9 protein-coding genes are annotated in these 13,158 nt (G+C 71.8%); 3 read left to right on the top strand and 6 right to left on the bottom strand.

The features are described from left to right. Positions 1-124: 124 nt before the first annotated feature. Positions 125-3,307 (top strand): glycoside hydrolase family 3 N-terminal domain-containing protein, encoded by a 3,183-nt coding sequence (locus tag Raf01_RS30555; protein WP_203921508.1) that lies wholly within the window; start codon positions 125-127, stop codon positions 3,305-3,307. A 43-nt stretch (positions 3,308-3,350) separates the two neighbouring features. Here the strand turns inward: Raf01_RS30555 and Raf01_RS30550 are convergent, their stop codons facing one another. The 6 genes from Raf01_RS30550 to Raf01_RS30525 all read right to left on the bottom strand — a co-directional run bounded on the left by Raf01_RS30550 (position 3,351) and on the right by Raf01_RS30525 (position 9,024). After that, positions 3,351-3,701 carry a hypothetical protein gene (locus Raf01_RS30550; protein WP_203921507.1) on the bottom strand — a complete coding sequence of 117 codons (351 nt, stop codon included), beginning with the start codon at positions 3,699-3,701 and terminating at the stop codon, positions 3,351-3,353. Beyond that, the gene (locus Raf01_RS30545) at positions 3,698-4,333 is read right to left on the bottom strand and encodes an RDD family protein (protein ID WP_203921506.1); all 636 of its coding nucleotides are present in this window, start codon (positions 4,331-4,333) and stop codon (positions 3,698-3,700) included. The genes Raf01_RS30550 and Raf01_RS30545 overlap by 4 nt, the downstream gene beginning before the upstream one ends. 197 nt (positions 4,334-4,530) lie before the next feature. Next, complete coding sequence (locus Raf01_RS30540; RefSeq protein WP_239134062.1) at positions 4,531-5,208, bottom strand: DUF1062 domain-containing protein; 678 nt, start codon at positions 5,206-5,208, stop codon at positions 4,531-4,533. Between the two features lie 243 nt (positions 5,209-5,451). Further along, positions 5,452-6,729: an iron uptake transporter deferrochelatase/peroxidase subunit gene (gene efeB / locus Raf01_RS30535; protein WP_203921505.1), complete on the bottom strand. Its 1,278-nt coding sequence runs from the start codon at positions 6,727-6,729 to the stop codon at positions 5,452-5,454. Positions 6,730-6,742: 13 nt separating this feature from the next. Beyond that, the gene (locus Raf01_RS30530; protein ID WP_203921504.1) at positions 6,743-7,978 is read right to left on the bottom strand and encodes an EfeM/EfeO family lipoprotein; all 1,236 of its coding nucleotides are present in this window, start codon (positions 7,976-7,978) and stop codon (positions 6,743-6,745) included. 164 nt (positions 7,979-8,142) lie between these two features. Beyond that, positions 8,143-9,024, bottom strand: coding sequence for an alkaline phosphatase family protein (locus tag Raf01_RS30525; RefSeq protein WP_203921503.1), 882 nt, complete (start codon positions 9,022-9,024; stop codon positions 8,143-8,145). A gap of 283 nt (positions 9,025-9,307) precedes the next feature. Here Raf01_RS30525 and Raf01_RS30520 point away from each other — a divergent pair, with 283 nt between their 5' ends. Both Raf01_RS30520 and Raf01_RS30515 read left to right on the top strand, forming a co-directional pair. Further along, the gene (locus Raf01_RS30520; RefSeq protein ID WP_203921502.1) at positions 9,308-12,334 is read left to right on the top strand and encodes a helix-turn-helix transcriptional regulator; all 3,027 of its coding nucleotides are present in this window, start codon (positions 9,308-9,310) and stop codon (positions 12,332-12,334) included. Between the two features lie 213 nt (positions 12,335-12,547). Then, on the top strand, positions 12,548-13,138 hold the full coding sequence (locus Raf01_RS30515; protein WP_203921501.1) for a sigma-70 family RNA polymerase sigma factor: 591 nt from the start codon (positions 12,548-12,550) through the stop codon (positions 13,136-13,138). The last annotated feature ends 20 nt before the right edge of the window (positions 13,139-13,158 follow it).

Here is a 13,158-nt window from a genome sequence, read left to right as displayed (position 1 = left end):
CCTGGCCGGCCGCGTCGAGGCAGCCGTACCCAGGAAAGCCCGCGGCCGCCCACGAACCCCCAACCCCCGAGACAACAGCTGCGCGGCCCGCTCCTCGACGTCCGGGCCGCGGCGGAGGACTGCCATGTTCGTACCGTTACCCCAGGCCGCGCGGCACCGGGCGCGCACCGGCGCCGCGGCGCTCGGCGTCGGCGTACTGCTGGCCACGCTGGTCTCCTGGCTGCCGGCCGAAACCGCGTTCGGCTCGACCGGCCTCCCGGTCGTCGAGAACTTCGAGGGCACCCTGCCCATCACCACCGCGAGCCCGGGAATCTTCCCGTTCGGCAGCGACGCGGCGAGCACGCCGACCCTGACCCAGGTCGCGGTCGCCGACCGGCCCGGCGGCGCCGCCGACAACCACGGACTCGACGTCACCTACCACGTGGGAACGTACGGCGGCTTCAGCAACAACCTGTCGACCGCGCAGAACTGGAGCGCGTACGGCGGCTTCAGCTTCTGGGTCAAGGAGACCGCGACCGGCCAGCGCATCGAGTTCGAGGTCAAGGACGGCGGCACCGACGGCGAGCACGCCGAGCTGTGGCAGTCCTTCTTCACCGACTCCGCGACCGGCTGGCAGCAGATCAAGGTGCCGTTCGGCGACTTCGTCAAGCGCACCGACTACCAGCCCTCCGGCGCCCCGTCGGACAACACCCTGAACCTCACCTCGATGTGGGGCTACGCGGTCAACCTGGCCGGCTCCTCGTCCGGTGACCTGATCTTCGACGACGTCGTGCTGTACGGCACCGCCCAGCCCACCGTCACGGTGGCCAACGACGTGTACGTCACCGACCAGGGTGGCTCGGCGTCCGTCGGCGTGGTGGCGAACCAGCCCGGCGGCGGGCCGCTCGGCGATGACGTCTCGGTCGGGTACACCCTCGGCGGCGGTACCGCGGTCGCCGGCACCGACTTCACCGCCGGCAGCGGCACGCTGACGTTCCCGGCCGGTACCCCGTCCGGCACGGTCAAGACGATCGCCGTGCAGACCAGCGGCGGCCACCCGGCGTCGGTCGCCAAGACGATCCCGGTCAAGCTGACCGCCACCGGGGCCACGCTGAGCGGCTCCGGCGCCACGGTCGTCATCAACGCCCACGGCCTGCCGTACCTGAACCCGGCGCTGCCGATCGCGCAGCGGGTCGCCGACCTCATGAGCCGGATGTCGTTGCAGGACAAGGTCGGCCAGATGACGCAGGCCGAGCGGGCCGCGGTCGCGGGCGGCGGGGACATCGCCACGTACCGGCTCGGCTCGATCCTCTCCGGTGGCGGATCGGTACCCACGCCCAACACCCCGCAGGCGTGGGCCGACATGGTCGACAACTTCCAGCTCCACGCGCAGGCGACCCCGCTGCAGATCCCCATCATCTACGGCGAGGACTCGGTCCACGGCGACAACAACCTGCAGGGCGCGACGGTCTTCCCGCACGACATCGGCATGGGCGCCACCCGCGACCCGGGCCTGGCCGAGCAGGAGGGGCGGATCACCGCGACCGAGACCCGGGCGACCGGCGTGCAGTGGGCGTTCGCACCGTGCGTGTGCGTGACCCGCGACGAGCGGTGGGGCCGCTCGTACGAGGCGTTCGGTGAGGACCCGGCGCTGGTGCAGCTGATGGAGACCGTCATCGACGGCCTGCAGAACAACGGGAACCTGGCCGACCCGACCGCGGTACTGGCCACCGCCAAGCACTACCTCGGCGACGGCGGGACGCAGTACGGTTCCTCGACCAACGGCACGTACACGATCGACCAGGGCGTGACCTACGCGACCCAGCAGCAGGTCGACGCGCTGTACCTGCCGCCGTACCAGACGGCCGTGGACAAGGGCGTGGGCGCGGTCATGCCGTCGTACTCCAGCCTGCAGATCCTCGGCAAGGACTCCGCGCCGGTGAAGATGCACGCCCGTACCGACATGCTCACCGGCGTCCTCAAGAACCAGCTCGGGTTCAAGGGTTTCGTCGTCAGCGACTGGAATGGCATCGACCAGATCGGCCCGGACTACAAGAACGACGTCAAGGTCAGCGTCAACGCCGGCATCGACATGGTGATGGCCCCGTACAGCTACAAGGACTTCATCACCGACCTGACCGCACTGGCGGGCAGCGGCGATGTGACCACGGCCCGGATCAACGACGCGGTGTCCCGCATCGTGACCCAGAAGTTCGAGCTCGGGTTGTTCGACCACCCGTACTCCGACCGGACCAACCTGCCCACCATCGGCGACGCGGCGCACCGCCAGGTCGCCCGGCAGGCCGCCGCCGAGTCGCAGGTGCTGCTGAAGAACGCCGGGAACGTCCTGCCGCTGTCGAAGACCGCGAAGGTGTACGTCGCCGGGTCCAACGCCGACGACCTGGGCAACCAGACCGGTGGCTGGACGCTGAGCTGGCAGGGGCAGTCCGGACCGGGTGACGTGGGTACCACGATCCTGGCCGGCATGAAGCAGGTCGCACCGCACGCGACCATCACGTACAGCAAGGACGCCTCGGCGCCGACGGCCGGCTACAACGTCGGTGTCGTGGTGGTCGGCGAGACGCCGTACGCCGAGGGCGTCGGCGACGTGGGCAACGGGCACACGCTTCAGCTGTCGGTGGCCGACCGGGCCGCCGTGGACAAGGTGTGTGGCGCGATGAAGTGCGTCGTCATGACGGTGTCCGGGCGCCCGCTGGACATCACCGGCATCGTGCCGGAGGCCGCCGGGGTGGTCGCCTCATGGCTGCCCGGCACCGAGGGCGAGGGCGTGGCCGACGTGCTGTTCGGCGCCAATCCGTTCACCGGCCGGCTGCCGGAGACCTGGGCGAAGGCGGAGAGCCAGCTGCCCATCAACGTGGGCGACGCGACGTACGACCCGCTGTACGCCTACGGCTGGGGCCTGCGTACCGACAACGGCCGCAACCGGCTGGACGCGGTACGCGACCAGTTGGCCGGCGTCCACGGGGACCGCGACATCGCGGCCGCGGTCAGCGCGCTGGGTCGGGCGCTGACGCCGGGCTGGTGGAACAAGGACGGCACGGTCCGCGACGCCAAGCAGGTGCTCGGTGCGTTGCAGGACGCGACGAACGCGCTGAACCGGTCCCGCAGGGACACGTTCGACCAGGACAACGCCGTGGTGTCGGTGGCCCGGGACGTGGCCCAGGCGAGGATCGCGAACGGGGGCCCGGCGGCGATGCCGCTGACCGCGTCACTGACCGCGAACGCTGAGCACGCCCTGCTGACCGGACGGCCCGACCAGGCCGTGTCGCTGCTGACCCAGGCTTACACCAAGGCTGGGCTGGCCTAACGGCTGGGCTGGCGTAACGAGATTCGAGCGGTGCCGCCTGCGGTCACGGAACATCGTGAGCGCGGGCGGCACCGTCTCCGGCCTCCTCGGCGGTCAGCCGCCGGACGAGGTGCCGGCGACCGGCCCGGCGGGCGGCCGCGGCGAGCGCGAGGCCGGCGGCGGTCTTCCAGTACCCGCCGTCGGCGGTGGCCCGGACCCAGCCCTGGTCGCGGCGCCGCCAGATCCTCGTGGCGGACAGCGCCAGGCAGGCGGCGAGACCGCCGTCGGTCAGCACCGCGGCGACCGCGTGACCCCAGAGGATCAGCGCCAACCGGCCCTGTTGCTCGGGCGACGACCGCTCCCACCGGGCCGCGAACGCCCGGCGGAAATTCGCCTGATCGGTACGGTGGTTCACGACGCCACGGTCGCCGGCAGGGGCGCCCGGCCGACCCGGGTGCCGGCCACGAGGTCGTGCAGCGCGGCGCGATCCTTGCAAACCAGTACCGAGGCAACGGTCGCGCCGGCGATCAGGTACGCGGCGGTGATGGGTACCCAGGCCAGAGCCGGGCTGACCACGGTGCCGGCGCCGGAGCCCGCCCACAGCGGCGCGATGCCCAGATGGGCGCAGGCCCACGGCAGCAGCTTGACCGCGTTGCGCGCCGCGATCCGCGCCGGTCCGGCGGCGCCGCCGTTCCGCGCTTGGACGACAAGCCTGAGGCGGCGCTTGCCCCACGTCGCGTGTGCCGCACCCGCCTCGGTGACGGTGAGGTAGAGCCAGACCGGCACCACCGAGCCGGCGAACGAGACCAGGTCGACGTGCCCTCGCCAGGGAACGAGATCGGCCGCGTACAGCGGGACGAAGACCGCGGCGAGAACGGCGAGCCAGCCGAGCACCACGCAGTAGTCGAGCAGCGCGGCCAGCAGCCTCGGCCTCAGCGGTCTGGGCCTCGGCAGTTCCGGCCCTGGCAGTTCTGGCGTCGGCAGTTCCGGCCTCGGCCGCCCGGCAGGCGCGGCCGCGTCGGTCGCGGTCAGCGGCGAGTCAGCCACGCGGACTCCCTCACAGCTCGTCACACGGTCCCGTTATCGACCGATGGGATCGTATCCGTTCCGCGTGCTCACCGTGACCCGGCCCGCACCCGCCGACCGGCGGATCGCCCGGCTCACGGTCCCCCCGGCCACGGCGGCACGCTCTCCGGCGTCACTGCCCTAATCGGCGTCATCGCCCTCTCTTGCATCATCGCCGCTCACTGCCACCGGAACGCAAAGCTGAAGTCCTGCGCGCAGCGACCGGTCAGCCTGCGTTCCGAGGAGACCAGTCCGGCGGCGACGCACCTCGCGACCTCGGCGCGCGAGAGCTCCAAGCCCGTCGCGATGAGCGTCGTCGGCCTGATCGGGATGGGTTGTGCGAACCGGACGCTGACCTCGAGGACGTCGGCTTTTGGCAGTTCGACGGGGCTCATCTCCAGCGTCCACGCATCGGTCCAGTCGAGCGCGATGTCGTTGCGGTGTGCCAGCCGAGGATCGGCCAGCAGTTTCGCCGCGAGCGCGGGAGCGTTGTGGTGGAAGCCGTTGAGCATCGTGGGATCGATGGAGCGAACGTGGACACGCTCCAGCACCGTCAGCTTGATCGTCTCGCCGCACCGGTCGCACAGCGCCAACAGCCAGACGTCGAGCAGCTTGTGATTCGCGTTGACCCGGAATCGTCCCCGGGTCCGGTACTTCGTGGAAGGGCAGGTCCGGCAGCGGCGCCGGATAGTCGGAAAGTCGTTCGGGCGTACGAGCCACTGCGTCGTGGCGCGCACGAGGAAGGTGTCGTCGTGCACAGGAAAAGGCCAATCGGCTGCGAGACCATCGTTGCGAGGTCGGCGCGGCGCGGATGGGCGCGGCGCCGGATCGAGCCGCGGATGCCGCGAAGCTAACAACCGGACGTCGATGACCTGCCGAGGGCACGCTGAAGCGGGCCGGCAGCGCGGCGGCGCTACGCGACCGCGGGCCCGTCAGGGCGCGGCGTGCTTTCTCGACGCGATGAACGTCTCAGCTGGTGTACAACGGCCTGTCCCTTGGGAGGCTGCACAGGCGCGCGCCGGTCGGCGCCTCCTGGATGACGGCCTGACGGTAGTGCCGGTCAGCTGTGCCACGCCACCGAAATACTGAGCGGCGCGATACTACGTGAACAAGCCGGAGCCGAGGTGGTCGCTCGCGTCGCGCACCCCGGGCAGTGCGAAGAAGTACCCGCCGCCGGTCGGCTGGATGTAGTCCACCAGCGGCTCGTCGGCCAGCCGGTTCTGTACCGCCTCGAACTGCCGCGCGACGTCCTGCTGGTAGCAGCAGAAGATGAGCCCCACGTCCAGGTTGCCGTCGAGGTCCACGCCCCGGTCGTAGTTGTATCCGCGGCGCAGGATCCGCTGGTTGTCCGTCTCCAGAGTGCGCGGGTTGGCCATCCGGATGTGCGCGGTCAGCGGGATCCCGATGCCGTTGGGATCGTTCGTGTAGTCCGGGACGTCGCTCTCCACGGCGCCGTTGAGCGGGGCGCCGCTGTCCCGCCGCCGGCCGATCATCGTCTCCTGCTCGTGCAGCGAGACCCGGTCCCAGAACTCGACCAGCATCCGGATGATGCGCACCACCTGGTAGCTGCCGCCTTCGGCCCAGGCGGGCTCGCCGTTCACGCCGCCCTTGGCCCAGATGAGCCGGTCGGTCTCGGTCGCGTCCGCGACGTCCGGGTTGGCGATGCCGTCCTTGAAGCCGAGCTGGTTGCGCTGGGTACCGGACGGCCGGGGCGCGGAGATGAACCCGTCGGCCTTCCAGTTCGGCTGCATTCCGGAGCGGGTGTGCCGGGTGATGTCGCGCAGCGCGTGCATCACGGTGTCCCGCGAGTCCGCGCAGAGCTGCAGCATGATGTCGCCGTGCAGTTCGGTCGAGCCGGCCACGTTGTCGTTCGGGAAGATCGGCATCGGTGTCAGCTTGGCCGGCCTGCGGGCGGCCAGCCCGTACCGGTCGTCGAACAGCGACGCGCCCACGCCGACGGTGACGCTCAGCCCGTCGGTGGGCACGACCGGGCCGAGCGTCGCGCTGTCCGGCGGCACCGAGGAGACCGGGACGTCGGGTGGCGTGCCGCCGGCGCAGAGGAAGCGCGCCCGCTCGGTCAGCGTCTGGAACAGCTCGCGCAGCGCGGTGCGGTCGGGCGCGGTGGCGTTGAAGGAGACGAACGTCGCGGCGGCCTGCTGCGGTGTCACGATGCCCGCCTGGTGCGCGCCGTGGAAGGCGATGCTCCGGCCGTCGGTGCCGGCGGCCACCGCCCGGGCGGTGCCGTACCCGGCGGCGCCGAGTGCGGCGGTGGCGGCGGCGCCGAGCGCGGTACCGCGCAGGAATGAGCGCCGGCCCAGGCCCGGTCGGGACGCGCCGGAGCCGGAGCCGGTGGGCGGGGTCGCGGTCGTCGAGGTCATGCCGGGGTCCGTGTCATGCTGAGGTCCGTTCGTGCAGCAGATTGGGTACCGCGTCGAGCTGTTCGAGCAGCGCGCCGAGGTCAGCGTCGACTTTCTGGCGGCGCGCCTGCGGCAGGGCGCCGGCGGCGATCCAGATGCCGGACGACTGGTCTGGATCGTGGCGTGGCGCCAGACGGGCCGAGCCAGACTGGTCCGAAACCCGGCAGGCCAGCAGGTCGGCCTGCACGGTCGCGATGCCCCGGTCGATCGCCGCGAGCAGTGCCGGGTCCCGGGCCGAGATCAGCCCGGTCAGCGTGCCGAGCACCGCCTGGGTGCCCTGCGTGTTGGCGTACGCAGTGGCAAGCGTCGTTCCGCTGCCGTAGTCGTCGTGGCCGGTGACCTGGAACTGCAGGGTGTTCTCCAGGATCTCGTGGGTGCGCAGCGGGAGGTCGCCCGGGTCGATGTCCTCGCTGGGCAGGTCCTCGATCAGGCCCTTGATGTCGGAGACGAGACGGCCGGTCAGCGGCCGGAGCACCGCCGCGGGCTGGCCGTGCCACAGGCCGTACTCGATCCGGTGCAGTCCGGTCCAGGACTGGTCGTCGACGCCGTCCGGCAGCCCGTCGGCCGTACCGTTGATGGCTCCGTCGAAGTCCTGGAACGAGTTGTACGCCGCACCCAGGCGCTCGTAGTCCAGGTGCGCGGGCAGCCAGTCGGTCCGGGCGGCGGCCAGGTTGCCGGCGGCGACATCGGCGGCGAGCCGGGTCGCGTCGGCCAGCAGCGGTGGGAGGCCGCGCTCCACGGAGGAACGGTACGCGCCGACCGGTCCGGTGAGGTCCAGGTCCGGCATGGGCGGCACGCCGGTGACGGCGCCGGCCACGGTACCGGTGAGGGTGTGCGCCTGCGACGTGAGCACCGTACCGTCGGTGAACACGCAGCGCAGCGCGTACCGGCCGGCACCGAGCGTGGTGCTCATCGTGCGCCGCGTACCGGGCGTCAGGTCCCGTGCCTCGGCGTAGACCAGGTTGCGCCGGGGATCGATCAGGTACACCTGGACCGGGTTGGGTGCCGCGTCGCGCAGGACCAGGCTCTGGCGCCCGTCGACCGGGCCGGACCAGCCGTTCCCGCAGTCCTTCTCGGACAGCGTCACGACCCGGTCCACCGCCAGGACGCCGTACACCGTGCCGGCCGCGGCCAGGGCCACGACCGCGGCACCGGCGATCCACCAGCGGGGGTGCCGCCGCACGCTCGACCAGCCGGCGGGGGAACGCACCGCGGCCTCCTTCGCGGATCGATGGATGTGGGGCGGCGAGTCGGGCCCCCGGAAACCCGTGGGGCCCGACCCCGCCAGACCGGCCGCTGCCGGCGATTCAGGTGAACCGCTGGCTCAGGTGAACCGGTGGCTCAGGTGAACCGGTGGCTCAGGCGACAGGTGACTCAGTTGAAGATGCTGGTGATCGGCGTGGCCGACGCGCTCGACCCGACCAGACCCAGGCCGTACATCTTCTCCAGGGTCGCCAGCACGTTGTAGTGGTTGATGTTCTGGTTGTAGTGGCCGGTGGCGATGTGCTGCCCGACGAAGATGGTCGGGATCTGGTTGCCCTCGGTGTTGTCGTCCTCGTCCCACGTGACGACCAGCAGGCTGTTGTGCGTCTTGGCCCAGGTCGCGTACGCCGACAGGTGCGAGTTGAGCCAGGTGTCGGCCTGGGTGATGGTGCCGTCGTGCATGTCGTCCTTCAGGTTCGGGATGACGAACGACAGGGTGGGCAGGCTCGCGTAGTTCGACGAGGACGGGAAGCTCGTGAACGGCAGCGAGTCGGCGGCGGGTACGTTGCTGAAGTTGATCCACGGAGAGTGCTTGCGGGCGTACGAACCGGACGAGCACGTGGTCGAGCCGGTCGACGGCAGGCCCTCCGAGTACCCCTTGAACGTCTTGCCGGCGGCCAGCAACTCCGAGCCGAGGTTGGCCTTGGCGCCCTCGTTCGTGGGGCAGGCGTCGCTGGACAGGCCGAACGTGCTGCCGCCGAACAGCGCCATGTAGTTCGGCTCGCTGGGGTGGGTGACCGCGTACGACGCCGTCATCAGGGCGCCCTGCGAGGCCAGTGAGTTCATGTACGGGGCGCTCTTGGTGTTGCCGATGATGTCGGCGTACGAGTGGTTCTCCTCCATGACCACGACGACGTGGTCGTAGGCCGGGATGGTGGCCGCCGCGAGCTTGACCGGCGCCGCCGCGTGGGCGTTCACGTAGAGACCGGTCGCACCCAGCAGTGCGCTGGCCGCGATGGCCAGCGGGACGAGGGTACGGGATCGGAGACGCATGGGGTCCTCCATGATCAGCGATATGTTGGCCCGAATTCTGGGCGGAGCAGGTGACCGCGAGGCGTCGGCAGGACTCCGGCTTCGTGAACCGCTCGTTGCGTAAGCATGAGTGGCGCAATTACCCAAATCAATGCCCCTGCCGAGCGGCTGTACGGCTCGCCGACGCCCCGCGTTCGCTGGCGGCCTCCGAACCGTGTGTGATTACTCACGGCGAGCGGGCTGCCGAGCGCGTAAATCCGACGCTTGGCTGGCGGGTGCTGTTTCCTGTCGTAGCCTCGCCCGTGTGGATTCGACCGGTACCGCGAGCCGACCCAGCCCCACCGCGGCCGACCCGCCCGTGCCGCACCCGCGGGTCGCCGGCCAACGGCCCGGAACCGGCGACCGGTCGGAGCCCCGCGCGGCGCGCGGTGACGACTCCCCGCCCACCTCCGCCGGCCTCACCTCCGCCGGCCTCACCTCTGCCGGCACTGTCTTTGCCGGCCCCGCCTCTGCCAGCCCCGCCTCTGCCGGTCTCGCCGCCGCCGCTCTCGTCGGGCGTTCCGAGGAGCGGGCGCTCGTCGAGTCCCTCGTCGCGGACCTGTCGTCCGGCCGGGGCGGCGCGATCTGGCTGGAGGGCGAGCCCGGGATCGGCAAGTCGAGCCTGGTCGACGCGTTGCTGGCCCGGGCCTCCGCGGCCGGGTGCCAGGTGTTCCGGGGTCGTGCCGAGGAGCTGACCCAGCCCTTCCCGCTGCGTCCGCTCGCCGACGGCCTCGGCGCTTCGCACCGCTCGGCGGATCCGCAGCGCAGGGCGATCGCGCGCCTGCTGGCCGGCACGGTGGTCGAGCAGGACGTGATCGACCCGGTGGTCGCCGGCGCCGAGAAAATCATCGACCTGGTGGACCAGCTGTGCGCGGCCGGGCCGGTCGTACTCGCGGTCGAGGATCTGCACTGGGCGGACGTGCCGAGCCTGTCGGTCTGGTACCGGCTGGATCGGCTCGTCGACCAGCTGCCGCTCCTGCTCGTCGGCACCGCGCGCCCGGTACCGCGCCGGCCCGAGGTGGAACGGCTCAAGGAGGTGCTGCGGGATCGGGACGGCGTGGTCCAGGTGGTCGGCGCGCTGGACGAGGCGGCGGTGACCGAGCTGACCGCCCAGCTGCTGTCGGCGCGGCCGGGGCCCCGGCTGTCGGCGCAGCTGGCCCGCGCCGGGGGCAACCCGCTGTACGTCCGCGAGCTGGTCGACGCGCTGCGCCGGGACGGCAGCCTCCGGGCCGACGGGGGCGAGATGGAGTCGGACCTGCCCCAGGACTTCTCTGACATCCCCGAGTCGCTGGGTGCCGCGATCGGCCGCCGGCTCGGCTTCCTGGAGGAGTCCACCCGCAGCTTGCTGCGGCTGGCGGCGTTGCTCGGCGAGGAATTCACCGTGCAGGACCTGACCCGGGTCGCGGACCGGCCGGCCGCGGCTCTGCAGACCTCGCTGGCCGACGCGCTGGCCGCCGGTGTACTGGCGGAGACCGGCGCCCGGCTGGCGTTCCGGCACGGCCTGATCCGCCAGACGCTCAGCGCGGAGATTCCCGGCTCGCTCCGCCACGCGCTGCACAACCAGATCGCGCGGTCGCTCGCGCGAAGCGGCGCGGGGATCGGCCCGGTCGCCCGGCACCTGATGGCGGCCGAGGGGACGGTCGACGCGTGGGCCATCGACTGGGCGGTCACCCTGCCGGTCGCGGCGATGTTCGTGGCCCCGCAGGTGGGGGTCGACGTGCTGAACCGGCTCATCCACTCCGGGCTCGATGAGCGCCAGCGTGAGGTGCTGGAGGCACGCCTGGCGACCGTACTGTTCTGGACCGGCGACAGCCTCCGGGCCGCCGAGGTGGCCGCCGGGGTGCTGCGCTTCGCGAAGGATCCCGAGGTGCGTGGCCGGATGTACCTGTACCGGCTCCGCTCGGCGAGCCAGCACGGCGACAACGGGCCGGCGCTGACGGTCGCGGAGAAGGCGTTCGCCGAGGACGGGCTGTCGGAAGCCTGGCGCGCCCGGATCCGCGCCTGGTCGGCGATCACGCTGATCAAGGTGGGCCGGGAGGACGAGGCCATGCGGCGGGCCCGGGTCGCGATGGCCGAGGGTGGGCGCAGCGGCGACCCGGTCGCCATCGGGTACGCCCACCACGTGCTGTCCCACCTGGCCGACAGTGCCACCGCACTGGTGCACATCTCCGCGGCCCTGGCCGTGCCGAACACCGACCCGGACTCGACGGAGCTGCGCCTGATCCTGCTGACCAACCGGCTGGCGCACCTGAACAACCTGGGTCGCCGGGATGAATTCGACGCGACGTTCCAGGAGACGCTGAGGTTCTCGGTCAAGACAGGCACCAAGCGCACCGGGCGGGTACAGATCGCCGGGGCCATGGGCTACTACGACTTCGGCGAGTGGGACGAGGCCCTGCTGCACGTCGGCTCGCTGCAGCCGCCGATGGCCCCCGCGCTCCGGATGGCGGCACACGGGCTCGCCGCCCTCATCGCCGGCCACCAGGAGGATTGGGCCCGGCTGCGGGCCGAGGTGGAGGCCGGCCGGGACATCGGGGTCACCACCGGCGACGTGCGGATCTACTCCGGGTACCTGGTCGCCGCGCAGGCGATCCGCGCGGAGGCCGACGGCGACCCGACCCGCGCGGTCGAGCTGCTCACCACGTGGCTCGATCCGGGCATCGGGCACGACGGCCGGGAGCGGTACATGTGGCTGCCGGACCTGGTCCGGGTCGCGCTGACGATTGGCGACCGGGACACCGCGCAGGGGGCCGCCCGGGCCGCCCGAGACGACGCGGGCCACCCCGACGCCATCATCAGGCAGCTGCTCGCAGCGGACCTGTGCGAGGCGCAGCTCGCCGACGACGCTCCGGAACTCGTCCGGGTCGCCGGCGACTTCGAGCGGCACGGCTGGACGATGGCCCGCTCGTTCGCGCTGGAAGAGGCGGCGCTGCGGCTCGCCCTCGCCGGCGACGCCGCGCAGGCCCGGGTCCTGCTGAGCGACGCGGTACGCGGGTACGCCGCCGCCAACGCCTCCTGGGACCTGCGCCGGGCCGACTCGCGGCTGCGCGCGGCCGGGATCCGCCGCGGCCCGCGTAGCCTGCGCCGGCGGGAGACCACGGGGTGGGGCTCGCTGACCCCGGCAGAGCAGCGGGTCGTCGACCTGGTGGCGCAGGGGCACAGCAACGCGGACATCGCGGCCCAGCTGTTCACCTCACCGCGCACGGTGCAGACCCACGTGTCGCACGTCCTGGCGAAGCTGAGCCTGCGCTCGCGCATCGAGATCATGCGCGAGGCCGGCGCCCGGACCTGAGGTCCGCCCCCGATTATCGTTCGTGAGCAAGCGGTATCTCACCGTGCCCTGATCCGGCCGGAAACCTGGGCATGAGTGCCATGACGTAGGCAAACACGGCCGGGGCGGTGGCTACCGGTGCCAAAACATGCGTCTCGACACCGATGATCGCTCATCGCCGTTGCGGAAGTCTCTGAGGTGTCGACAGCCGGCACGCGAAGGGAGTTCCGTTCCATGATCACCGCCTCCGTACCCGCCGCGGGTGCGCCGGCCAGTACCGCCGCGGACGCCTCCGACGCCTCCGACCCCGCCGCGCCGCCGAGCAGCGCCGATGAGCGGATGCGGGCGCTCTACCGGGCTCACGCCGGGCCGCTGTACCGCTTCCTGCTGCGCATCACGTTCGGCGACGCGCACGCCGCCGAGGACCTGATGCAGGAGACGCTGCTGCGGGCCTGGCGGAACCTCGACGGGCTGAACCCGGACGTGGACTCGGTGCGGCCATGGCTGTTCACCGTCGGCCGGCGGATCGCGATCGACGCGGCCCGGGCCCGCAACGTCCGGCCGACCGAGGTACACACCGCCGACGCCGCCACGCTGCCGACCACCGAGGACGCGATCGAACGGCTGGTGAACGTGCAGGCGGTGCGCGAGGCGATGGTGACGCTCAACCCCGACCACCGGTCCGTGCTCATCGAGCTGTACTACCGCGAGCGCTCGACCGCCGAGGCCGCGCAGCGGCTGGGCATCCCGGTCGGCACCGTCAAGTCGCGCACCCACTACGCGCTGCGCTCCCTGTCCGCGGCGATCGGCGCGGCACTCGCCTGATTGGCGACCTGAACCAGGCA

Origin of the sequence: Rugosimonospora africana (genome assembly GCF_016862975.1) — a bacterium.
GTDB lineage: Bacteria > Actinomycetota > Actinomycetes > Mycobacteriales > Micromonosporaceae > Rugosimonospora > Rugosimonospora africana.
The sequence above is the reverse complement of the archived record's forward strand: the minus strand, read 5'-3'. Positions and strand labels throughout refer to the sequence as shown.